General features: G+C 59.8%; 20 protein-coding genes and 1 riboswitch. Of the genes, 16 read left to right on the top strand and 4 right to left on the bottom strand.

Annotated elements, in window-relative coordinates; translation table 11 throughout:
• Window positions 1-132: 132 nt before the first annotated feature.
• The 3 genes from L9059_RS15640 to L9059_RS15650 form a co-directional block, all read right to left on the bottom strand.
• Window positions 133-1383 carry a ribonucleotide-diphosphate reductase subunit beta gene (locus L9059_RS15640; protein WP_247291906.1) on the bottom strand — a complete coding sequence of 417 codons (1251 nt, stop codon included), beginning with the start codon at window positions 1381-1383 and terminating at the stop codon, window positions 133-135.
• 516 nt (window positions 1384-1899) lie between these two features.
• On the bottom strand, window positions 1900-2175 hold the full coding sequence (locus tag L9059_RS15645; RefSeq protein WP_122840223.1) for a hypothetical protein: 276 nt from the start codon (window positions 2173-2175) through the stop codon (window positions 1900-1902).
• A gap of 184 nt (window positions 2176-2359) precedes the next feature.
• Window positions 2360-2623: a DUF2790 domain-containing protein gene (locus L9059_RS15650; RefSeq protein ID WP_247291907.1), complete on the bottom strand. Its 264-nt coding sequence runs from the start codon at window positions 2621-2623 to the stop codon at window positions 2360-2362.
• 407 nt (window positions 2624-3030) lie between these two features.
• Here L9059_RS15650 and acs point away from each other — a divergent pair, with 407 nt between their 5' ends.
• The 14 genes from acs to astE all read left to right on the top strand — a co-directional run bounded on the left by acs (window position 3031) and on the right by astE (window position 19202).
• Window positions 3031-4986, top strand: coding sequence for an acetate--CoA ligase (gene acs / locus L9059_RS15655; protein WP_247291908.1), 1956 nt, complete (start codon window positions 3031-3033; stop codon window positions 4984-4986).
• 679 nt (window positions 4987-5665) lie between these two features.
• Window positions 5666-6439: an ABC transporter substrate-binding protein gene (locus L9059_RS15660; RefSeq protein WP_247291909.1), complete on the top strand. Its 774-nt coding sequence runs from the start codon at window positions 5666-5668 to the stop codon at window positions 6437-6439.
• A 92-nt stretch (window positions 6440-6531) separates the two neighbouring features.
• The gene (locus tag L9059_RS15665) at window positions 6532-7221 is read left to right on the top strand and encodes an ABC transporter permease (RefSeq protein WP_247291910.1); all 690 of its coding nucleotides are present in this window, start codon (window positions 6532-6534) and stop codon (window positions 7219-7221) included.
• The gene (locus L9059_RS15670) at window positions 7218-7916 is read left to right on the top strand and encodes an ABC transporter permease (RefSeq protein ID WP_247291911.1); all 699 of its coding nucleotides are present in this window, start codon (window positions 7218-7220) and stop codon (window positions 7914-7916) included. Before L9059_RS15665 ends, L9059_RS15670 begins: the two co-directional genes overlap by 4 nt.
• Before the next feature lies 1 nt (window position 7917).
• Window positions 7918-9030 (top strand): M14 family metallopeptidase, encoded by a 1113-nt coding sequence (locus L9059_RS15675; protein ID WP_247291912.1) that lies wholly within the window; start codon window positions 7918-7920, stop codon window positions 9028-9030.
• 27 nt (window positions 9031-9057) lie between these two features.
• Window positions 9058-9822, top strand: coding sequence for an ABC transporter ATP-binding protein (locus L9059_RS15680; RefSeq protein ID WP_247291913.1), 765 nt, complete (start codon window positions 9058-9060; stop codon window positions 9820-9822).
• Between the two features lie 243 nt (window positions 9823-10065).
• Complete coding sequence (locus L9059_RS15685) at window positions 10066-11046, top strand: GlxA family transcriptional regulator (RefSeq protein ID WP_247291914.1); 981 nt, start codon at window positions 10066-10068, stop codon at window positions 11044-11046.
• A 241-nt stretch (window positions 11047-11287) separates the two neighbouring features.
• Complete coding sequence (locus tag L9059_RS15690) at window positions 11288-12508, top strand: aspartate aminotransferase family protein (RefSeq protein WP_247291915.1); 1221 nt, start codon at window positions 11288-11290, stop codon at window positions 12506-12508.
• 227 nt (window positions 12509-12735) lie between these two features.
• Window positions 12736-13755 (top strand): arginine/ornithine succinyltransferase subunit alpha, encoded by a 1020-nt coding sequence (gene aruF / locus L9059_RS15695; protein WP_247291916.1) that lies wholly within the window; start codon window positions 12736-12738, stop codon window positions 13753-13755.
• A gap of 83 nt (window positions 13756-13838) precedes the next feature.
• The gene (astA, locus tag L9059_RS15700; RefSeq protein ID WP_247291917.1) at window positions 13839-14864 is read left to right on the top strand and encodes an arginine N-succinyltransferase; all 1026 of its coding nucleotides are present in this window, start codon (window positions 13839-13841) and stop codon (window positions 14862-14864) included.
• The gene (gene astD / locus L9059_RS15705) at window positions 14861-16330 is read left to right on the top strand and encodes a succinylglutamate-semialdehyde dehydrogenase (RefSeq protein WP_247291938.1); all 1470 of its coding nucleotides are present in this window, start codon (window positions 14861-14863) and stop codon (window positions 16328-16330) included. The genes astA and astD overlap by 4 nt, the downstream gene beginning before the upstream one ends.
• 160 nt (window positions 16331-16490) lie before the next feature.
• The gene (astB, locus tag L9059_RS15710) at window positions 16491-17837 is read left to right on the top strand and encodes an N-succinylarginine dihydrolase (protein ID WP_247291918.1); all 1347 of its coding nucleotides are present in this window, start codon (window positions 16491-16493) and stop codon (window positions 17835-17837) included.
• Between the two features lie 51 nt (window positions 17838-17888).
• A complete protein-coding gene (locus L9059_RS15715) occupies window positions 17889-18179 on the top strand; it encodes a hypothetical protein (RefSeq protein WP_045057447.1) in 291 nt (96 codons plus the stop codon).
• Between the two features lie 12 nt (window positions 18180-18191).
• Window positions 18192-19202, top strand: coding sequence for a succinylglutamate desuccinylase (astE, locus tag L9059_RS15720; RefSeq protein WP_247291919.1), 1011 nt, complete (start codon window positions 18192-18194; stop codon window positions 19200-19202).
• A 166-nt stretch (window positions 19203-19368) separates the two neighbouring features.
• On the opposite strand, the gene L9059_RS15725 is transcribed toward astE, so the two are convergent.
• Complete coding sequence (locus L9059_RS15725) at window positions 19369-19878, bottom strand: 6,7-dimethyl-8-ribityllumazine synthase (RefSeq protein ID WP_247291920.1); 510 nt, start codon at window positions 19876-19878, stop codon at window positions 19369-19371.
• Window positions 19879-19980: 102 nt separating this feature from the next.
• A riboswitch (FMN riboswitch) is annotated at window positions 19981-20151 on the bottom strand.
• 187 nt (window positions 20152-20338) lie between these two features.
• Between L9059_RS15725 and ltaE the strand changes: the two genes are divergently transcribed.
• Both ltaE and alaS read left to right on the top strand, forming a co-directional pair.
• On the top strand, window positions 20339-21343 hold the full coding sequence (gene ltaE / locus L9059_RS15730; protein WP_247291921.1) for a low-specificity L-threonine aldolase: 1005 nt from the start codon (window positions 20339-20341) through the stop codon (window positions 21341-21343).
• Between the two features lie 146 nt (window positions 21344-21489).
• Entirely contained in the window at window positions 21490-24108 is a 2619-nt protein-coding gene (alaS, locus tag L9059_RS15735; RefSeq protein WP_247291922.1) for an alanine--tRNA ligase, read from the top strand.
• Window positions 24109-24184: the final 76 nt, after the last annotated feature.

Genomic DNA, 24184 nt, shown 5'->3' on the forward strand with positions numbered 1-24184 from the left:
GTCTGGTATCGGATTCTTAGAAAGCCCGGCCTTAGCTCAAATGCTTAAGTGAACAGCATTACGCACTAAGCGGGCTTTTTCGTTCGATTTAACGATTAACTACCCATCGTCAAATCGGGACTAGCCAAGAAATCAATCCCAGCTCAACGCCCCACCAGTCTGATACTCAATAACCCGCGTCTCAAAGAAATTCTTCTCTTTCTTCAAGTCCATGATCTCGCTCATCCAAGGAAACGGATTCGTCGTCCCTGGATACTCTTCCTTCAACCCAATCTGCGAAAGACGACGGTTAGCGATGAACTTCAGGTAGTCCTCCATCATCGCCGCGTTCATGCCGAGCACGCCGCGAGGCATGGTGTCACGCGCGTATTCGATTTCCAGCTGAGTGCCCTGCAGAATCATCTGCGAAGCTTCTTCCTTCATCTCGGCATCCCACAGGTGCGGGTTTTCGATTTTGATCTGGTTGATCACGTCGATGCCGAAGTTCAGGTGCATAGATTCGTCGCGCAGGATGTACTGGAACTGCTCGGCGACGCCGGTCATCTTGTTGCGACGGCCCATGGAGAGGATCTGGGTGAAGCCGCAGTAGAAGAAGATGCCTTCCAGGACGCAGTAGTAGGCGATCAGGTTGCGCAGCAGCTCTTTGTCGGTTTCGACGGTACCGGTTTCGAACTTCGGATCGGAGATCGAACGGGTGTACTTGAGGCCCCAGGTGGCTTTTTTCGCGACCGATGGGATCTCGTGGTACATGTTGAAGATCTCGCCTTCATCCATGGCCAGCGATTCGATGCAGTACTGGTAGGCGTGGGTGTGGATCGCCTCTTCGAAAGCCTGGCGCAGGATGTACTGGCGGCATTCCGGGTTGGTGATCAGGCGGTACACGGCCAGGACCAGGTTGTTGGCAACCAGGGAGTCGGCGGTGGAGAAGAAGCCGAGGTTGCGCATCACGATGCGGCGCTCGTCGTCGGTCAGGCCTTCCGGGTCTTTCCAGAGGGCGATGTCGGCGGTCATGTTGACTTCTTGCGGCATCCAGTGGTTTGCGCAACCGTCCAGGTACTTCTGCCAGGCCCAGTCGTACTTGAAAGGTACGAGTTGGTTGAGGTCGGCGCGGCAGTTGATCATGCGCTTTTCGTCGACCGCGACGCGGGCGGAGGCGCCTTCGAGTTCGGCGAGGCCTTCGGCGATGTCGAGGTTGTCCAGGGCGGCCTTGGCGCGAGCGATGGCAGCGGAGTCGGACGCGGTTACAGCGCGAGCTTCTTGAGCGGCAACACCACCGGCGTTGTCGAGGCGGTCCATGTTGGCTTCAGTCGCGTGGCCGGCGTTGGCGCCTTTAACCACGGTCTCGCCGCTGTCTTCTTTGTCGAATTCGTCCCAGCTCAGCATGACGTGTCGTCTCCTGCGTGAGGGCCAGTGCCCGTGTGAAAACTGAAAGGTTGGTTTTTCACACGACCGTTCTGGCCGCGTTGGATAGCGTTTTTTGCAGCGGTACACGCAGGCAAATAAACATAATTTCGTACGGGGTTCCGAGAGCCTCTGACGGGCGCGGAAATCGATGACGACTTCAGCGTGGGCTTCAGACTGGCTGTCATCCCTGTAAGGGGATATTGCAGGCCCGTTAAGCCGGCATTATAGGGAAATTTTTGCGGCCGTGGTGGGGCGAATCCGCGCATGGAGCGGTGGAGAAGAGGGGATTTTCGATCGGAGCGAGGGTTTACAGGGCTTTGGCTGGATATCGCGGGTGAAGATTTTTTTTGATTAATTTTTCCGGGCCGTTTGATTTGTACAAAAAACAGGCAAAAAAGCGGTTTTTTACTACATGTAGTGTTTTGAACGGGTTTTCGATGGCCCCAGACACAACTAAGCCCGACCGAAGTCGGGCTGTAAAGTCACGCAGGTGGATCAACTGAATCGAGCTGCACCGACGTGGTCGGAACCGTCAGCAGCGACTTTGGCGGCGCCAGTGTGATCAAAACCATCGGAAGCCAGTTTGCCAGCACCGACGTGATCGGCACCATCAGCGGCGAAGGACGCGGAACCGGTGTGGTCGTAGCCGTCGGAGGCGACTGCGGCTTCGGTGGTGAAAGCTGCCGAGCCGGTGCGATCGTAACCATCGGCGGCGAAGGTGTTGGCGGCCAGGACGGAGAGGGTCAGGGCGAGGATCAGTTGGGTTTTCATGGTCGTTGCTCCAGGTTCGTTGGCGTTTTGTGCCTTGGGTGTGGAATTGATACTACGCCAGATAATTTGATTAAAAAGCGCAAATAAGTACTTAAACATATCGATTAACTCGATATTTACGGCTCGACGCTGCATCTGTCTGATAGAGACGGGTCGAGCCGTTTATAACGAGGAGGGCGGGTGGTTAGCCGTTGGAGCAGCCGTTACCCATGATGCTGTAGCGCAGGATGTGCCGTTGGCCGTTGGAATCGTCATATTCCATTTTCATCGGGACCACTTCACATACGTTGGGGATTTCGCTCATGGACACCACTTTGGCGATGTCCAGGTGGGTGGAGTAAGTGTATTCCTCAACGGCCGGTTGTTGCTGTGCGACATCAGTCGGGACCTCATCCGCCATGGCGGTTGCGCACAGGCTGGAGAGGGCCAGAACTAATAAAGCTTTCATCTCAGTTTTACCTTTTAGAGGTCGAGTGGGGTCACGCAACCTTTTTGGGGTTGCGTGCGGAACTTGATTGCCGGGGTTTTGATTAACTGCCTTCGTGGGGGCTGCAACTGGGTTAATCAGGGTTTGCCGTGTTGGCGAGAGGGATTTTAGGCGTGGGGGGTGGATTCATATACCCATGCTTTTGATAAACACCTTTCTCGATTCCCGTAACAATCCCCCGAAAGATCAAAAGATCGCAGCCTCCTACGGGGTGTGCGGGGCCACGGGATTGGGGGGGCAGGCGAATAAAGGGGATTGTCAGGGCAATTTGTAGGGGCTTGTTACTACCATCGTCGAATGGTTCTATAGGCCCGCCCCGGGCTACAACAGGGGCATACAAAAACAACTATTCCACCGAGGTAAGAAAGATGAGTGCGGCTTCCCTGTATCCCGTTCGTCCCGAGGTAGCAGCCAACACGCTGACCGACGAGGCAACCTACAAGGCCATGTACCAGCAGTCGGTCGTCAACCCGGACGGCTTCTGGCGCGAGCAAGCCAAGCGCCTCGACTGGATCAAGCCTTTCACCACGGTGAAGCAGACCTCCTTCGACGATCACCACGTCGATATCAAGTGGTTCGCCGATGGCACCTTGAACGTTTCCTACAACTGCCTGGACCGTCACCTGGCCGAGCGCGGCGATCAGGTTGCGATCATCTGGGAAGGCGATGACCCTGCCGAAAGCCGCAACATTACCTACCGAGAGTTGCACGAAGAGGTCTGTAAGTTCGCCAACGCCTTGCGCGGCCAGGATGTGCATCGTGGCGACGTGGTGACTATCTATATGCCGATGATTCCCGAGGCCGTTGTCGCCATGCTGGCGTGCACGCGGATCGGCGCGATTCACTCGGTAGTATTCGGTGGTTTCTCACCGGAAGCCCTGGCCGGTCGCATTATCGATTGCAAATCCAAGGTGGTGATTACCGCTGACGAAGGCATTCGTGCGGGCAAGAAGATCCCCCTCAAGTCCAACGTCGACGACGCGCTGACCAACCCGGAAACCAGCAGCATTCAGAAGGTCATCGTGTGCAAGCGCACCGGTGGCAGCATCAAGTGGAACCAGCATCGCGACATCTGGTACGAAGATTTGATGAAAGTGGCGGGCAGTGTCTGCGCGCCGAAAGAGATGGGTGCCGAAGAAGCGCTGTTCATCCTTTACACCTCCGGTTCCACCGGCAAGCCTAAAGGCGTGCAGCACACCACTGGCGGTTACTTGCTGTACGCGGCGATGACCCACGAGCGCGTGTTCGACTACCGTCCGGGTGAAATCTACTGGTGCACCGCCGACGTCGGCTGGGTCACCGGCCACACCTACATTGTCTACGGCCCACTGGCCAACGGTGCGACCACCGTATTGTTCGAAGGCGTGCCGAACTATCCGGACATCACCCGGGTGGCGAAGATCGTCGACAAGCACAAGGTCAACATCCTCTACACCGCGCCAACTGCTATCCGCGCGATGATGGCGGCGGGTAACGCTGCAGTCGAAGGCGCTGACGGCAGCAGCCTGCGCCTGCTGGGCTCGGTGGGTGAACCGATCAACCCGGAAGCCTGGGATTGGTATTACAAGAAAGTCGGCCAGTCGCGCTGCCCGATCGTCGACACCTGGTGGCAGACCGAAACTGGCGGCAACATGATGAGCCCGCTGCCGGGCGCGCATGCCTTGAAGCCTGGATCGGCGGCTCGTCCGTTCTTTGGGGTGGTGCCGGCACTGGTGGACAATCTGGGCAACATTCTCGAAGGTGCCGTTGAAGGCAACCTGGTGATTCTCGATTCGTGGCCGGGCCAGGCGCGCACCCTCTATGGCGATCACGACCGGTTCGTCGATACCTACTTCAAGACCTTCCGTGGCATGTACTTCACCGGTGACGGTGCGCGTCGTGACGAGGACGGTTACTACTGGATCACCGGTCGTGTGGATGACGTGCTGAACGTTTCCGGCCACCGCATGGGTACCGCCGAGATCGAGAGCGCGATGGTTGCTCACCCGAAAGTCGCCGAGGCGGCCGTGGTGGGTGTGCCGCACGACATCAAGGGTCAGGGTATTTATGTGTATGTGACCTTGATTGGCGGCGAAGAGCCGAGCGAGCAGTTGCGCCTGGAGTTGAAGAACTGGGTGCGTAAAGAGATCGGCCCGATTGCCTCGCCGGACGTGATCCAGTGGGCGCCGGGGCTGCCGAAGACCCGTTCGGGAAAAATCATGCGGCGGATTCTGCGCAAGATCGCTACGGCTGAGTACGATGGGTTGGGGGATATTTCGACCCTGGCGGATCCGGGTGTGGTGCAGCATTTGATTGATACGCACAAGACGATGAATGTGGCTTAAGTAGCGTTTTAAGTCATCGAAGCCCTGCCAGGTGTTGAGCCTGGTGGGGTTTTTTTTGGCTGGTGGGTTTGTGGTGTCAGGTCTGGCGTCATCGCGGGCAAGCCCGGCTCCCACAGGGGTTCTTTGTTGCCGGGGGATTTCATGTTCGCCACGATTACCTGTGGGGGGGCGGGCTTGCCCGCGATGAGGCCAGACCGGGCGCCGATGAACCATCGCCCAATAATTATCGGCACTGTTACCCACTGCCTCTCAAGTAACTGAATGTGTAACCGCGCGCTCCGATGCGGGGCGATGGGAAACGCAATGCGCCATTTCAGGGCCGGTAAAACGGCCCCGAAAAATAAGACTTAACGCCAAGCTTGCCGGATTAGAAGGCTTTGCCAATAATAGGCCCGCAACTTGCAGTATGTATCGGTTCACTGTCTTTTGTCCTTGCATGAAATTGCAAGGCTGTCAACGTGCCAAGGCGGCATTCTCGGTGCTTCTGTAATTTGTTGTCGCATTGAAGAAATATCGACTTCCGGCCTGTCGTTAGAATGCCGATCACTCGCTCGTCGTCGTTCGCGTTGAAAACAGCGCGCGATTCCTACGACGCAGCAACCGCTTTCCGGTTTTACTCATTCGCATATTGGGCTGTCGCTCACTCTGCCTTTTAGCCCTATACCGATGGAGTACCAAGATGAAGAAACTCGTGCTGCTTGGCGCCCTGGCACTGTCCGTGCTGTCCCTGCCTACCTTCGCTGACGAAAAGCCGGTGAAGATCGGTATCGAAGCGGCTTACCCTCCGTTCGCCTCCAAGGCGCCGGATGGCAGCATCGTCGGTTTCGACTACGACATCGGCAACGCCCTGTGCGAAGAGATGAAGGTCAAGTGCGTGTGGGTCGAGCAAGAGTTCGACGGTCTGATCCCGGCACTCAAGGTGCGCAAGATCGACGCGATCCTGTCGTCCATGTCGATCACCGAAGACCGCAAGAAGTCCGTGGACTTCACCAACAAGTACTACAACACCCCGGCGCGCCTGGTCATGAAGGCCGGCACTCAGGTCAGCGATGGCCTGACCGAACTCAAGGGCAAGAACATCGGCGTGCAGCGTGGTTCGATCCACGAGCGTTTCGCCCGTGAGGTACTGGCCCCGCTGGGTGCCGAGATCAAGCCGTACGGTTCGCAGAACGAAATCTACCTCGACGTGGCCGCTGGCCGTCTGGACGGTACCGTGGCAGACGCGACCTTGCTGGACGACGGTTTCCTGAAAACCGACGCCGGCAAAGGTTTTGCGTTCGTAGGCCCGGCCTTCACCGACGTCAAATACTTCGGCGACGGCGTAGGCATCGCAGTGCGCAAGGGTGACGCGTTGAAAGACAAGATCAACGCCGCGATCACTGCCATCCGCGACAATGGCAAGTACAAGCAAATCCAGGACAAATACTTCGCCTTCGATATCTACAGCGAGTAACAACGTCCCGGCGACAAGTCCGAAATGGCGCAAGCAACAGGATCTCTGAGGTTTGCGCCATTTTTTCATCCCAACTTTCGAGGACCTGAATCATGTTGAAAGGCTACGGGGCTGTCATCCTCGATGGCGCATGGCTGACGCTTCAGCTCGCCTTGTCGTCCATGGCCCTGGCCATCGTTCTGGGGCTGATCGGCGTTGCATTGCGTCTGTCGCCGGTGCGCTGGCTTGCCTGGCTGGGCGATCTGTATTCCACGGTCATTCGCGGCATTCCCGACCTGGTACTGATCCTGCTGATTTTCTATGGCGGCCAGGACCTGCTCAATCGCGTGGCACCGATGCTCGGTTTTGACGATTACATCGACTTGAACCCGCTGGCTGCCGGTATCGGTACCCTGGGCTTCATCTTCGGTGCGTATCTGTCGGAAACCTTCCGCGGCGCCTTCATGGCGATCCCGAAGGGTCAGGCCGAGGCGGGCATGGCGTACGGCATGAGCAGTTTTCAAGTGTTCTTCCGGGTGTTGGTCCCGCAGATGATTCGCCTGGCGATTCCGGGGTTCACCAACAACTGGCTGGTCCTGACCAAGGCCACCGCGTTGATTTCGGTGGTGGGTTTGCAAGACATGATGTTCAAGGCCAAGCAGGCGGCAGATGCCACCCGCGAGCCTTTCACCTTCTTCCTCGCAGTGGCGGCGATGTACCTGGTGATCACCAGCGTTTCGTTACTGATACTGCGTCAACTTGAGAAGCGCTACTCGGTAGGCGTAAGGGCGGCTGATCTATGATCTTCGACTACAACGTCATCTGGGAGGCCTTGCCGCTGTACCTCGGCGGCCTGCTGACCACCCTGAAATTGCTTGGCCTGTCGCTGTTTTTCGGCCTGCTGTGTGCGTTGCCCCTGGGCTTGATGCGCGTCTCGAAGAACTCGGTCGTGAACATGAGCGCCTGGCTTTACACCTACGTGATCCGCGGCACGCCGATGCTGGTGCAGCTGTTCCTGATCTACTACGGCCTGGCGCAGTTCGAAGCCGTACGCGAAAGCTTCCTGTGGCCGTGGCTGTCCAGCGCGACGTTCTGTGCGTGCCTGGCTTTTGCGATCAATACCAGTGCCTATACCGCCGAGATCATCGCTGGTAGCCTGCGCGCCACGCCGAACGGCGAGATCGAGGCGGCCAAGGCCATGGGCATGTCGCGCTATAAAATGTACAAGCGCATCCTGCTGCCGTCGGCCCTGCGCCGGGCACTGCCGCAGTACAGCAACGAAGTGATCATGATGCTGCAGACCACGAGCCTGGCCTCCATCGTGACCCTGATCGACATCACCGGTGCAGCGCGGACCGTGAACGCCCAGTATTACCTGCCGTTCGAGGCGTACATCACTGCCGGTGTGTTCTACCTGTGCCTGACGTTCATCCTGGTGCGCCTGTTCAAGATGGCCGAGCGCCGCTGGCTGGGCTATCTGGCCCCGCGGAAGCACTGATATGGAACGCATCGATCACCCATTGCCGTGGAGTCACCTGGGCAGCGAACGCCAGATTTCGGTGTTCCGCTTCGGTAGCGGCGAGCGCAAGGCCTATATCCAGGCCAGCCTGCACGCCGACGAACTGCCGGGAATGCGCACTGCCTGGGAGCTGAAAAAGCGCCTGGGCGAACTCGAAGCCCAAGGCTTGCTCAACGGCGTGATTGAACTGGTGCCGGTGGCCAACCCGCTGGGGCTTGGGCAGTTGCTTCAGGGCAGTCATCAAGGGCGTTTCGAAGCCGGCAGCGGCAAGAATTTCAACCGCGATTTTGTCGAGCTGAGCGCGCCGGTGGCGGCTGCTGTGCAAGGCCGCCTGGGCGATGATGCCCACGCCAATATTCGTCTTATTCGCCAGGCCATGAGCGATGCGCTCGACGCATTGCCGCCGGCTTCGAGCCAGCTGCAAGGCATGCAGCGCGTCCTGCTCAGCCATGCCTGCACGGCCGATGTGGTGCTGGACCTGCATTGCGATGCTGAAGCGGCGCTGCACATGTACGCCTTGCCGCAGCATTGGCCACAGTGGCGTTCGCTCGCCGCGCACCTGGACGTAAAGGTGGGTTTGCTGGCGGAAGATTCCGGCGGCAGTTCGTTCGACGAGGCCTGCTCGCTTCCGTGGTTGCGTCTGTCGCGTCTGTTCCCCGGGGCGCAGATTCCATTGGCGTGCCTGGCGACGACCATCGAACTGGGGGGGCAGGCTGATACCGGTCGCGTGGAAGCACAAGCTTATGCTGAAGGCATCCTCGCGTTCCTGGCTGAGCAGGGCCTGATCAACGGTGAGTGGCCCAAGGCTGGCCGGGACGCCTGCGAAGGCATGCCTTTTGAAGGCACTGAATTGCTGTTCGCACCGCACCCTGGGGTGATCAGCTTTTTGCGCAAGCCCGGCGAGTGGGTCGAGGCCGGTGACGAGATTTTCGAAGTGATCGATCCGCTGGCGGATCGGGTCAGCACGGTGTGTGCTGGTACGTCCGGGGTGTTGTTTGCCATTGAACGGCTGCGTTATGCCCAACCCGGTTTCTGGCTGGCCAAGGTGGCGGGGCGCGAAGCGCTGCGTCACGGGCGCTTGCTTAACGACTGACTGACTGTTTTTGTGAGAACCGACCGCATGTACAAACTTGAAGTCCAAGACCTGCATAAACGCTATGGCAGTCACGAAGTGCTCAAGGGCGTGTCCCTGAAGGCGGCGGCTGGCGATGTGATTAGCATCATCGGCTCCAGTGGCTCCGGTAAAAGTACTTTCCTGCGCTGCATCAACTTGCTGGAACAGCCTCACGCCGGGCGGATTCTGCTCAACAATGAAGAGCTGAAGCTGGTGGCGAACAAGGACGGCGCGATGAAAGCCGCCGATCCGAAACAGCTGCAGCGCATGCGTTCGCGCCTGTCGATGGTGTTCCAGCATTTCAACCTGTGGTCGCACATGACCGCACTGGAAAACATCATGGAAGCGCCGGTGCACGTGCTGGGCATGTCCAAGGCTGAAGCCCGCGAGAAGGCCGAGCACTACCTCAATAAGGTGGGCGTTGCGCATCGCAAGGAGGCCTACCCAGGCCACATGTCCGGCGGCGAACAACAGCGCGTGGCGATCGCCCGTGCGCTGGCGATGGAGCCGGAGGTGATGCTGTTCGACGAACCGACTTCAGCCCTTGACCCGGAACTGGTCGGCGACGTGCTGAAAGTCATGCAGGCCCTGGCGCTGGAAGGCCGGACCATGGTGGTGGTGACCCACGAAATGGGCTTCGCCCGCGAGGTGTCGAACCAGTTGGTGTTCCTGCACAAGGGCATCGTCGAAGAAAGCGGTGATCCGCGGGAAGTACTGGTCAATCCACAGTCCGAACGCCTGCAACAGTTCCTCTCGGGTAGTCTGAAGTAATCAGGGCTGCCGTTGTGCACCGCGATAGTGCATGCTTCGCAATCCAGAAGCCGGCCCCGATTCTCTGTGGGAGCTGGCTTGCCAGCGATAGCGTTGGGTCAGTTTGCATCTGCGGCACAGACACACCGCTATCGCTGGCAAGCCAGCTCCCACAGGCTCTTTGCTGGTTTTGAGAACTGCGTTCATTTTCGGGCTAGCATTGGCCCATGCCTTCATCACTGTTTTCGTTTCGGATTGCCCGCCATGACTGCCCATCGAATTGGTTTCCTGATTTGGCCCAGCACTAAAGCACTGACGCTTGCGCTGGCTGAGGAGGCCTTGCGTGTTGCCCAGCGTGTGCATCCGGACGTCGTCTACGAACTGTCCTTCCTGCAGGCCGAGCCGCCGGCCGAAGGCGCCTGGCAATTGCCGGGTGAGCCCTGGGCCGGCAAGATGGAAAACTTTCAGAAGCTGTTTTTGCTCGCTGACGAGCCACCGACCACGCTCGCGCCGGCACTCAGCAGTTCGTTGAAACAGCTGGTGCGAGCCGGTTGTGTCATCGGTGGTCTGTCCGCCGGTGTCTACCCATTGGCCCAACTGGGTTTGCTCGATGGTTATCGCGCCGCCGTGCACTGGCGCTGGCAGGACGATTTCGCCGAGCGCTTCCCCAAAGTCATCGCCACCAGTCATCTTTTCGATTGGGATCGCGATCGCCTCACCGCGTGCGGCGGCCTCTCGGTACTCGATTTGCTACTGGCGGTATTGGCTCGTGATCACGGTGCGGAACTGGCCGGTGCGGTTTCCGAGGAGCTGGTGGTCGAGCGTATTCGCGAAGGCGGTGAGCGCCAGCGCATTCCGTTGCAGAACCGCTTGGGCTCCAGCCATCCGAAGCTCACCCAGGCGGTGTTGCTGATGGAAGCTAACATCGAAGAGCCGCTGACCACTGACGAAATCGCCCAGCATGTGTGTGTGTCCCGCCGGCAACTGGAGCGCATCTTCAAGCAATATCTCAACCGCGTGCCCAGCCAGTACTATCTGGAGCTGCGCCTGAACAAGGCCCGGCAGATGCTGATGCAAACCAGCAAGTCGATCATCCAGATCGGCCTGTCTTGTGGCTTCTCCTCGGGGCCGCATTTCTCCAGCGCCTACCGCAACTTCTTTGGTGCCACGCCACGGGAAGATCGCAACCAGCGGCGCAGCAGCAGTCCGTTCGAATTGTCGTCGGCACCTTCCGAGCGCGGCTGACGGCCGCGCAAGCCCCCCGCTGGCAATCCAATCAAATGCGTTACCCCACTGTATCAATCCCCTGCAGCGTTTAAACTGCGCCTTTGCGAAGCTATATGTCGCATTGCCGTAAACCCGGTTGAAACCGGGGTTTGCGCTATAAGAAGTTGTCGCTTGGCGGCAAGGCCAAGGCGAAAACTCTCCCTACAATCCCCCCATCGCTCGCCAGTTCCAGGCGGGTGTTCCTCTTCAGGAGACTCCGATGTCCGTTGAGCACGCTGCGGTAGAACGCGCCGATTTTGACCAGGTAATGGTTCCCAACTATGCGCCTGCCGCATTCATTCCGGTGCGTGGCGCCGGTTCCCGCGTGTGGGACCAGTCCGGCCGCGAGTTGATCGATTTTGCTGGTGGGATTGCCGTTAACGTATTGGGCCACGCTCATCCAGCGCTGGTCGGTGCCCTGACAGAACAGGCGAACAAGCTATGGCACGTGTCCAACGTGTTCACCAATGAGCCGGCGCTGCGCCTGGCGCATAAGCTGATCGACGCCACCTTTGCCGAGCGCGTGTTTTTCTGCAACTCCGGCGCCGAGGCCAACGAGGCTGCGTTCAAGCTGGCGCGTCGCGTCGCGTTTGATCGTTTCGGTAGCGAGAAGTACGAAATCATCGCGGCATTGAACAGCTTCCACGGTCGCACCTTGTTCACCGTCAACGTCGGTGGCCAGTCGAAGTATTCCGACGGTTTCGGTCCGAAGATCACTGGTATCACTCACGTGCCTTATAACGACTTGGCCGCTTTGAAGGCTGCGGTTTCCGACAAGACTTGCGCGGTGGTGCTTGAGCCGATTCAAGGCGAGGGCGGCGTGCTGCCGGCCGAGCTGGCCTACTTGCAAGGCGCTCGCGAGCTGTGCAACGAACATGACGCGCTACTGGTGTTCGATGAAGTACAAACCGGCATGGGCCGCAGCGGCAAGTTGTTCGCCTACCAGCATTACGGCGTGACACCGGACATTCTGACCAGCGCCAAGAGCCTGGGCGGCGGTTTCCCGATCGCGGCGATGCTGACGACCGAAGCGCTGGCCAAGCACCTGGTCGTCGGCACCCACGGCACCACCTACGGCGGCAACCCGCTGGCGTGTGCGGTCGCGGAAGCGGTGATCGACGTGATCAACACCCCTGAAGTGCTGGCCGGCGTCAATGCCAAGCACGACAAATTCAAGGCGCGCCTTGAGCAGCTCGGCGAGAAGTACGGCCTGTTCACCCAGGTGCGGGGCCTGGGGCTGTTGATCGGCTGCGTGCTGAATGACGCCTGGAAAGGCAAAGCCAAGGACATCTTCAACGCCGCTGAAAAAGAAGGCCTGATGATTCTGCAGGCGGGCCCGGACGTGATTCGTTTCGCCCCGAGCCTGGTGGTTGAAGATGCCGATATCGATGCCGGCCTGGATCGCTTCGAGCGCGCTGCGGCGAAGTTGACGCAAGCCTGATAGACCTTTCGGCGCCTGAGCGTTCAGGCGTCGATCCCAATTTTTATGCCGGACCGAATCAAACTGTGGGAGCCAGCCTGCTGGCGATGAGGGCCTGACAGCCAACATCATTGTTGCCTGACAGGACGCTATCGCCAGCAGGCTGGCTCCCACAGTTGACTCTGAGTTGTTTCAGGGATGGCCCGGGATTTTTTCTTTTGTAAGTTCTGAGATTAAGGAGTGACACCATGCTGGTGATGCGCCCCGCGCAAATGGCTGATCTGGGCGAGGTACAGCGTCTGGCTGCGGACAGCCCGATTGGTGTCACTTCCCTGCCGGATGACGTCGAACGCCTGAGCGACAAGATTGCCGCGAGCGAAGCGTCGTTCGCCGCCGAAGTCAGCTTCAACGGCGAGGAAAGCTATTTCTTCGTCCTTGAAGACACCGCCACTGGCAAGCTGGCCGGCTGTTCGGCCATCGTCGCCTCGGCCGGTTATTCGGAACCGTTCTACAGTTTTCGCAATGAAACCTTCGTGCACGCTTCCCGCGAGCTGAAGATTCATAACAAGATTCACGTGCTGTCGCAGTGCCATGACCTGACCGGCAACAGCTTGCTGACCAGTTTCTACGTGCAGCGCGAGTTGGTAGGGTCGCCGTGGGCCGAGCTCAACTCCCGTGGTCGCCTGTTGTTCGTGGCCAGCCACCCGGAGCGGTTTGCCGATTCCGTGGTGACCGAGATCGTCGGCTACAGCGACGAAAACGGCGACTCGCCATTCTGGGATGCCATTGGACGCAACTTCTTCGACCTCAACTACGCCGAAGCGGAGCGCCTGTGCGGGCTGAAAAGCCGCACGTTCCTCGCCGAACTGATGCCGCATTACCCGATCTACGTGCCGTTGCTGCCGGACTCCGCCCAGGAAGCGATGGGCCAAGTGCACCCGCGGGCGCAGATCACCTTCGACATCCTGATGCGCGAAGGCTTCGAGACCGATCATTACATCGACATTTTCGACGGCGGCCCGACCCTGCATGCTCGCGTCTCAGGGATCCGCTCTATCGCCCAGAGTCGCGTGGTGCCCGTGAAAATCGGCGAGCCGGCCAAAGGTGTCGGTCGCCAGTACCTGGTGGCCAACGCCCAGTTGCAGGATTACCGTGCCGTGTTACTTGAGCTCGATTATGCGCCGGGCAAACCAGTGACCCTGGATCTGGAAGCAGCCGAAGCCCTGGGCGTCGGTGAAGGTGCCAGCGTCCGCCTGGTGGCGGTTTAACCCCGCTGCCACGCCTGGAAAGAATTGCCTAGATAGCAGCGAAGTTTCGCGGGTGGCGCAAGCGGCCCGACTGAGGAGATAGCATGATCGTTCGTCCCGTATGCAGCAGCGATTTACCCGCTCTGATCGACCTGGCCCGCAGCACTGGCACTGGCCTGACCACCCTGCCAGCCAATGAAGAGCGGTTGGCCCACCGTGTCGGCTGGGCCGAGAAGACCTTTCGCGGAGAAGCCGGGCGGGGCGATGCGGACTACCTGTTCGTGCTCGAAGATGACGACGGTCGCGTGGTGGGCATTTCCGCCATCGCCGGCGCCGTCGGTTTGCGTGAGCCCTGGTACAACTTCCGGGTTGGCTTGACGGTTAGCGCTTCGCAAGAGCTGAACATCTATCGCGAGATTCCGACGCTGTTCCTGGCCAACGACCTGACCGGCAACTCCGAGCTGTGCTCGTTGTTCCTGCATGCCGATTACCGCAGCGGCCTCAACGGGCGCATGCTGGCCAAGGCGCGGATGCTGTTTATCGCCGAATTCCCGCAGCTGTTCGGCAACAAGATCATCGCCGAGATGCGTGGCATGTCTGATGAAGCCGGACGTTCGCCATTCTGGGAAAGCCTGGGACGGCATTTCTTCAAGATGGAATTCAGCCAGGCGGACTATCTGACCGGCGTCGGCAACAAGGCTTTCATCGCCGAACTGATGCCCAAATTTCCGTTGTACACCTGCTTCCTGTCGCCGGATGCGCGCAACATCATTGGCCAGGTTCACCCGGACACCGAGCCGGCACTGGCCATGCTCAAGAGCGAAGGATTCAGCTACCAGGGCTACGTCGACATCTTCGACGCAGGCCCGGCAGTGGAGTGCGAAACCACGAAGATCCGCGCGGTGCGCGATAGCCAGCCGCTGGTGCTGGCCATCGGCACGCCAGGTGACGATGCCACGCCTTTCCTGATCCACAACCGCAAGCGCGAAGACTGCCGGATCACTGCAGCGCCTGCACGCTTCGCCGCCGGCACCCTGGTGGTCGATCCACTGACCGCCAAACGCCTTCAACTCAATGCCGGCGATCAGGTGCGCGCCGTTCCGTTGTCCGCTGCCCGGGAGTCGAAATAATGAATTCGCTATACATTGCAGGTGAGTGGCTGTCTGGCCAGGGCGAAGCGTTCCAGTCGCTGAACCCGGTGACCCAGCAAGTGCTGTGGTCCGGTGAAGGCGCCAGCGCTGCCCAGGTGGAATCCGCCGTGCAAGCGGCGCGCCAGGCGTTCCCGGGCTGGGCCCGACGCACCCTGGACGAGCGCATCAGCGTGCTGGAGGCCTTTGCCGCCGCCTTGAAAAATCACGCTGACGAGCTAGCTCGGACCATCGGCGAGGAAACCGGCAAACCCCTGTGGGAGTCGGCAACTGAAGTGACCAGCATGGTCAACAAGATTGCCATTTCGGTTCAGAGCTACCGCGAGCGCACCGGTGAGAAGAGTGGGCCACTGGGCGATGCGACCGCGGTGCTGCGACACAAGCCACACGGCGTGGTCGCGGTGTTCGGGCCTTACAACTTCCCCGGTCACCTGCCTAACGGTCACATCGTGCCCGCCTTGCTGGCCGGTAACAGCGTGCTGTTCAAACCGAGCGAGCTGACGCCGAAAGTCGCCGAGCTGACGGTCAAATGCTGGATCGAAGCCGGTCTGCCGTCTGGCGTATTGAACTTACTGCAGGGTGCTCGCGAAACCGGGATTGCCCTGGCGGCGAACCCTGGCATCGATGGCCTGTTCTTTACGGGTTCGAGTCGCACCGGCAATCACCTGCACCAGCAGTTCGCCGGTCGTCCGGACAAGATCCTGGCGCTGGAGATGGGCGGTAACAATCCACTGGTGGTTGACCAGGTGGCTGACCTGGATGCGGCGGTCTACACCATCATTCAGTCGGCGTTCATTTCTGCCGGCCAGCGTTGCACCTGCGCGCGTCGCTTGCTGGTGCCCCAGGGCGCCTGGGGCGACTCGTTGCTGGCACGCCTGGTGGCGGTCACTTCGACCATCGAAGTGGGCGCGTTTGATCAGCAACCGGCGCCGTTTATGGGCTCGGTGATTTCTTTGGGCGCGGCCAAATCCCTGATGGATGCGCAAGCGCATCTGCTGGCGAATGGTGCCATCGCACTACTGGAAATGGCTCAGCCACAGGCTCAGGCGGCCTTGCTGACCCCAGGCATTCTGGATGTGACGGCCGTGGCCGAGCGTCCCGACGAAGAACTGTTCGGACCGCTGCTGCAAGTGATTCGCTACGTTGACTTCGAAGCGGCGATCGCCGAGGCCAACGACACCGAATATGGCCTTGCCGCCGGTCTGCTCTCGGACTCCGAAGCGCGTTACCAGCAGTTCTGGCTGCAAAGTCGGGCCGGTATCGTCAACTGGAACAAGCAACTGACGGGCGCGGCCAGCAGTGCGCCGTTCGGCGGAGTGGGTGCCTCGGGTAACCATCGTGCCAGCGCCTATTACGCGGCAGATTACTGCGCGTACCCGGTGGCGTCGCTGGAAACGCCGAGCCTGACCTTGCCTGCCGCCCTCACGCCTGGCGTGAAAATGGCGTGATGCCAATCGCCAGCAGGCTGGCTCCCACAGGTTCGGTGGTGTTTACACAATGTGTGTACGACGCAATCCCTGTGGGAGCCAGCCTGCTGGCGATGGCCACGCCTCGGTCTCAAATCCGGTTACTGAAGCCTAACAACAGAATTCTCGTGGAGCCTCGCTGATGAAATCCTATGAAGTCAATTTTGACGGTCTAGTGGGGCCGACCCATAACTACGGCGGCCTGTCCTACGGCAACGTCGCGTCCCAGAGCAACAGCCAGCAGTCTTCGAACCCGAAGGAAGCTGCGCTGCAAGGCCTGGCGAAAATGAAAGCACTGATGGAAATGGGCTTTCAGCAAGGCGTCCTTGCACCTCAGGAGCGGCCTGATGTGGCAGCCCTGCGTCGCCTGGGATTCAGCGGCACCGACGCGCAAGTGATCGAGCGCGCGGCTAAGGAAGCGATGCCATTGCTGGTCGCCAGCTGCTCGGCGTCGAGCATGTGGGTGGCCAACGCCGCCACTGTCAGCCCGAGCGCCGATACTGCCGATGGTCGCGTGCATTTCACGGCGGCCAACCTCAACTGCAAATACCACCGCAGCATCGAACACCCGACCACCAGTCGCGTACTGGGGGCGATGTTCGCCGATCAGAAGCACTTCGCTCACCACGCCGCCTTGCCGGCGGTGGCGCAGTTCGGCGATGAAGGCGCAGCCAACCACACGCGTTTCTGCCGTGAATACGGCGAAGCCGGCGTCGAGTTTTTCGTGTTCGGCCGCAGCGCCTTCGATACCCGTTACCCGGCACCGCAGAAGTACCCGGCACGCCAGACCCTCGAAGCGTCCCAGGCCGTAGCCCGTTTGCACGGGCTGAGTGACGACGCGGTGGTTTACGGTCAGCAGAACCCGTCGGTGATCGACCAGGGTGTATTCCACAATGACGTGATCGCGGTCGGTAACGGCGAGGTGCTGTTCTATCACGAGGACGCGTTCCTCGACACCGAGCAGATGCTCGCTGAGCTGCAGGGAAAACTAGCCAAGGCAGGTGGGAATTTTCAGTCGATCTGCGTACCGCGTTCAGCGGTCGCCGTGGAAGACGCAGTTCGCTCCTACCTGTTCAACAGCCAGCTTCTGACGCGTCCTGATGGCTCGATGTTACTGATCGTGCCGGAAGAATGCCGCGGCAATGAGCGGGTATGGCAATACCTGCAGGGCCTGACCAGCTCTGGCGGTCTTATTCGCGAAGTAAAAGTCTTCGACTTGAAACAAAGCATGCAGAACGGTGGTGGCCCGGCTTGCCTGAGGTTGCGCGTCGCTTTGAATGAAACGGAACTGGCGGCAGTCAACCCAGGCGTTATCATGACCGCACCGTTGTACGGCTCGCTGACCGAATGGGTCGACAAGCACTACCGCGACCGCATGGCCGAGAGCGATCTTGCGGACCCGCAATTGCTGCTTGAATGCCGGACGGCACTGGATGAACTGACGCAAATCCTTAAACTGGGCGCGGTTTATCCATTCCAGATCAATTGAAAGTCGGCGCTGCATGCGCCGCTTCATCTCCTTTAGAGAGCGTAAAAAAACATGAGCGATACCCTGCAGCTGATCCTTGAAGACACCGACGGCACGCAACTGGAAACCTCCTGCACCCGCGTCGCGGTCATGTGGCAAGGCAAAGAGCTGTGGATCCAGCAGGATGGTCGTGGCCAGTTGCTGATCGGCGTGGACGTCGAAGAAGGTGATGCCGAATACGCCAACCTGCTGCTGCGCCCATTGGCGACTAATCTGGTAAGTCTGCAACTGGAAATGGAACCGGCTGACCTCGGCGACGACGAAGAACACGTGCACGGCCCGGATTGCAATCACGACCATTAAGGAAGTCGCTCTATGCTCGCCCTCGGCAAACTGCTTGAACTGACCCTCGCCGGCCGCGAACCGGCGGAGAAGACTCAACTGACTGTCGAAGGCGTGCGGATGCGCTGGCTGAGCGAGGGGGCGCTGGAAGTCCGGCCCCCGGAAGCTCGCGACAATGGCCTGGACCTGCTGCTGTCAGCCGGTATCCATGGCAACGAAACAGCGCCGATCGAACTGCTCGATCGCCTGTTGCATGAAATCGCCCGCGGTGATCTGAAGCCGCGCACGCGTATTCTGTTCCTGTTCGGCAACCCGGAAGCGATTCGCAAAGGCGAGCGTTTCATCGAGCAGGACGTCAATCGGCTGTTCAACGGCCGGCACGAACAAAGCAGCGGTTCCGAGGCCCTGCGCGCCTGTGAGCTGGAGCGCCTGGCAGCAAGCTTTTTCAGTCTGCCGGACCGCGAGCGCTTGCACTACGACCTGCACACCGCCATCCGTGGTTCGAAGATCGAACAATTCGCCTTGTACCCCTGGAAGGAAGATCGCCAGCATTCGCGCAAGGAGCTGGCGCGTTTGCGCGCGGCCGGGATGGAAGCGGTGCTGCTGCAGAACAAGCCGTCGATCGTGTTCAGCTCGTACACCTACGACAAGCTGGGCGCCGAGTCTTTCACCCTGGAATTGGGCAAGGCACGACCGTTCGGGCACAACGACGGGGTCAATGTCGATCGCCTGGAGACCCGGCTCAAGCAAGTCATCGAAGGCAACGAACCGGAGCTGGCCGAGGCCTCACTGGACGGCCTGCAGCTGTTCAGCGTGGCCCGGGAAATCATCAAGCACAGCGACGGCTTCCGCTTGAACCTGCCAGCGGACGTCGAGAACTTCTCGGAATTGGAAGTGGGTTATTTGCTGGCCGAAGACATCGCCCAGACCCGCTGGATCATCGAGGAGGAAGGGGCCCGGATCATCTTCCCCAACCCCAAGGTCAAGAACGGCCTGCGCGCCGGTATCCTGATCGTGCCGACGACCGACGAAAACCTGGCCTGACGTTCGCATCCAGCCACTGTAGGAGCGAGCTTGCTCGCGATGAGCCCGAGAACGCCACGGGAGTCAGGCTTCCCGCGTTATCGTTCACGACCATCGCGAGCAAGCTCGCTCCTACAGTGGTTTTTGGGGGGGGGGCGAAACATTCAACCCATTGCCGGGTGAGTGTTTATACGGCCAACGCCCGCGGCTCGGCGCGACGCAACGCCCGTATCTTGTGCAGCGTATCGGCACAGGTCTTCGCCGCTTCCTGGCCCTTGTGCACAAAGTGCTCGAAGAAAAACTTATGGTGTTCTTCACCGGCATGGAAGTGATGCGGGGTCAGGGACACCGAGAACACCGGCACTTCGGTTTCCAGTTGAACCTGCATCAGGCCACTGACCACCGACTGGGCGACGAACTCGTGACGGTAAATACCGCCGTCCACCACCAGGGCCGCGGCGACGATGCCGGCATAACGTCCGGTCTTGGCCAGCAGCTTGGCGTGCAGGGGCATTTCAAAGGCACCGCCCACTTCGAATAAGTCGATGTCGGATTCCTGGTAACCCTGGGCAATCATTTCGGCCAGGAAACCTTTACGGCTCTGGGCGACGATATCTTTGTGCCAGCAGGCCTGGATGAACGCGACGCGCTCGCCCTGATGGTTTTTGCTTTTGCTGTCGATTGCGGTGGGTTGCATGTTCTGACTCCTGTTTGTGTGAAAAACAGGGCATATGAATCGAATGGGATTTAAGGGTGCGCGCGCTCGCACGAATGCGGGCGGACGGCCCTTTGGCGCCAATCCCGTTCTCTCTTCATCCGGACTATGACCGTCGGCCCCGGGATCACACCGGGTCTGCTGACCTTGCCGCCAGTGCCGCCGAAGCCGGGACTGCCACCAAGCGCTCGCGGGCTATGCGCATTGCGCGCAATTACCGCCGGTGGGGAGTTGCACCCCGCCCTGAGAACGTTTGCCGCCATAAAAGTTGGCGGCGCTGCGTTTTTAACACAAATTTTTGCGTCGCGTATAGCCAAAGTCGACGCGTAACCCTGTGGGAGCGGGTTTGTGTTTTTTCCCACGCTAGGGTTGATTAATCGTCGGCATGACCGCAGTAATCCCTGTCTGAAAGGGATTTCCCCTGCTTAACGAGGCCAGATTCATGAGTGTTATCGATCTTCGCAGCGACACCGTCACCCAACCGACCGCCGCAATGCTCGGCGCGATGACCCTTGCCGCTACCGGTGACGACGTCTATGGCGAAGATCCGACGGTCAACCACCTGGAGGCCGAATTGGCTAAACGCCTGGGTTTTGCCGCAGCACTCTTCGTCCCCACCGGAACCATGAGCAATCTGCTGGGATTGTTGGCGCATTGTGCTCGGGGTGATGAATACATCGTTGGTCAGCAGGCCCACACCTACAAGTACGAGGGTGGCGGCGCGGCAGTACTGGGGTCGATCCAGCCGCAGCCGCTGGAAGTCCAGGCCGATGGCTCGTTGGACCTGGCTGATGTCGCCGCTGCGATCAAACCGGACGACTTCCATTTTGCCCGCACCCGTTTGCTGGCGCTGGAAAACACCATGCAGGGCAAAGTCTTGCCCCTGGAATACCTTGCGCGGGCCCGGGCCTTCACCCTTGAGCATGGGCTGGCCTTGCACCTGGACGGCGCGCGGCTGTACAACGCGGCGGTCAAGCTGGGGGTGGATGCCCGGGAGATCACCCAGCACTTCGACTCCGTATCGGTGTGCCTTTCCAAGGGCCTGGGCGCACCGGTCGGTTCGGTGCTGTGTGGTTCGGCCGAGTTGATCGGCAAGGCGCGGCGCCTGCGCAAGATGGTCGGCGGAGGCATGCGCCAGGCCGGGCTGCTGGCGGCGGCGGGCCTGTATGCTTTGGATAACAACGTCAAGCGTCTGGCCGACGACCATGCCAACGCGCAATTCCTCGCAGACGGGCTGCTCCAGGCCGGTTACGAAGTCGAGCCCGTACAGACCAACATGGTTTACGTGCAGATGGGCGACCGGGCCGAGGCCTTCAAGGCCTTTGCCGCTGAGCGCGGCATCCGGCTCAGTGCTGCTGGGCGGCTGAGAATGGTCACGCACATGGACGTCGATCGCGCCGGGATCGAACAGGTGATCGCGGCATTCGTCGAGTTTTCACGCAACTGACAGCGTTAGCAGTCCAATTGACCGTTTCTATCGTATAAACACGCTGTACCCCGCGCGCAGGGCCGATATAATGCGGCCCTTTGCCGTCGCTTCGTCTGTTGACGTTTCGAACAGGCCTTTGGCCGCAGCCTCCGTGGAAGAACCTAATGAAAAGCGCAGAAATCCGTGAAGCCTTCCTTCGCTTCTTCGAAGAGCAAGGCCACACCCGTGTAGCCTCCAGCTCTTTGATTCCGGGCAACGACCCAACCCTGCTGTTCACTAACGCGGGGATGAACCAGTTCAAGGACTGCTTTCTGGGCCAGGAAAAGCGTGCGTACACCCGTGCGACCAGCAGCCAGAAGTGCGTGCGTGCCGGTGGCAAGAACAGTGACCTGGAAAACGTCGGGTATACCGCTCGTCACCACACGTTTTTTGAAATGCTCGGTAACTTCAGCTTCGGTGACTATTTCAAGCACGACGCGATCACCTACGCCTGGACCTTCCTGACCGGTGTCCTGAAGCTGCCCAAGGACAAACTCTGGGTAACGGTTTACGCCTCGGACGACGAGGCCTACGACATCTGGACCCAGCAGGTTGGCGTTCCGGCCGAGCGCATGATCCGCATTGGCGACAACAAAGGTGCACCTTACGCCTCCGACAATTTCTGGACCATGGGCGATACCGGCCCGTGCGGTCCTTGCACCGAGATTTTCTACGATCACGGCGACCACATCTGGGGCGGCCCACCGGGCTCACCTGAAGAAGACGGCGACCGTTACATCGAGATCTGGAACAACGTGTTCATGCAGTTCAACCGCACCGCCGATGGCGTGTTACATCCGTTGCCAGCGCCGTCGGTGGACACCGGCATGGGCCTGGAGCGGATCAGTGCGGTGATGCAGCACGTAAACTCCAACTATGACATCGACCTGTTCAAGAACCTGCTCAAGGCATCGGCTGAAGCAATCGGTTGCGAAAATGGCGACCAGTCTTCGCTCAAGGTTGTTTCCGACCACATTCGTTCGTGCGGTTTCCTGATCGCCGACGGCGTACTGCCGTCCAACGAAGGTCGCGGCTATGTGCTGCGTCGGATCATTCGTCGTGCATGCCGCCACGGTAACAAGCTGGGCGCGACCGGCAGCTTCTTCTACAAGATCGTCGCGGCACTGGTCGCCGAGATGGGCGAAGCCTTCCCGGAACTGAAGCAGCAGCAGAGCAATATTGAACGCGTGCTCAAGGCCGAAGAAGAGCAGTTCTCCAAGACCCTGGAGCACGGTCTGAAGATCCTCGAGCAGGATCTGCTGGAACTCAAAGGCACCGTGGTACCGGGCGACGTGGTGTTCAAACTCTACGACACCTACGGCTTTCCTATGGACCTGACCGCGGACATCGCCCGCGAGCGCAGCCTGACTGTCGACGAAGCCGGCTTCGAACGTGAAATGGAAGCCCAGCGCGTCCGTGCACGTTCCGCCAGCTCGTTTGGTCTGGACTACAACACGCTGGTCAAGGTCGACGTAGCCACCGAGTTCACCGGCTACAAGGCCACCAGTGGTTCGGCGAAAATTGTCGCCATCTATAAAGACGGCCAGTCAGTCGACGTATTGAGTGAAGGCCAAGAGGGCGTGATCGTTCTCAATCAGACGCCTTTCTATGCCGAGTCCGGCGGCCAGATTGGTGACTGCGGTTTCCTTCAGGCGGGTAACTCTCGCTTCGACGTGCGCGACACCACCAAGACCGGCGGTGCTTTCCTGCACCACGGTGTCCTGGCCTCGGGCAGCCTGACCATTGGCGCGCCGGTGGACACTCACGTCGATGCCGAAGTACGCCACGCCACCGCGTTGAATCACTCGGCCACTCACTTGCTGCACGCCGCGCTGCGCCAGGTACTGGGCGATCACGTCCAGCAGAAGGGGTCGTTGGTCGACAGTCAGCGCCTGCGCTTTGACTTCAGCCACTTCGAAGCCATCAAGCCTGAGCAGTTGAAAGCGCTGGAAGACATCGTCAACGCCGAGATCCGCAAGAACTCCGCGGTTGAAACCGAAGAAACCGATATCGAAACCGCCAAGAAAAAAGGCGCCATGGCGCTATTTGGCGAGAAGTACGGCGACAACGTGCGCGTGCTGAGCATGGGCGGAGCTTTCTCCGTTGAGCTGTGCGGCGGCATCCATGCCAACCGTACCGGCGACATCGGTCTGCTGAAAATCATCAGCGAAGGTGGTGTGGCTTCCGGTGTGCGGCGTATCGAAGCGGTCACGGGCGCTGCAGCATTGGCGTACCTGAACGCTGCAGAAGAACAACTCAAGGAAGCGGCTAACCTGGTCAAGGGCAGCCGCGACAACCTGATCGACAAGCTGTCGGCTGTGCTGGAGCGCAACCGTCTGCTGGAGAAGCAACTCGAGCAGTTGCAGGCCAAGGCCGCCAGCGCGGCGGGCGACGATCTGTCGGCCTCCGCCTTGGACGTCAAGGGCGTGAAAGTGCTGGCCGTGCGTCTGGACGGCCAGGATGGCAAGGCGCTGTTGGCGCTGGTCGATCAACTGAAAAACAAACTCGGCCGCGCAGTGATCCTGCTCGGCAGTGTCCATGAGGAAAAGGTCGTTCTGGTTGCAGGCGTAACCAAAGACCTGACTGGCCAACTCAAAGCCGGTGATTTGATGAAGCAAGCCGCTGCAGCAGTGGGCGGGAAGGGCGGTGGTCGTCCAGACATGGCGCAGGGCGGTGGTACGGACGCTGGTGCCTTGGATGCGGCCCTGGCCCTGACTGTTCCATTTGTAGAGCAGGGTTTATAAGGCAGGGTTTCCGCTCCGTCGTCTAGTGGCGGGCCGGCGCGCTGTTTGAGTGATTATTTGGGCGCCCTTCATGGGC

This window comes from Pseudomonas violetae (assembly GCF_023072615.1).
GTDB lineage: Bacteria > Pseudomonadota > Gammaproteobacteria > Pseudomonadales > Pseudomonadaceae > Aquipseudomonas > Aquipseudomonas violetae.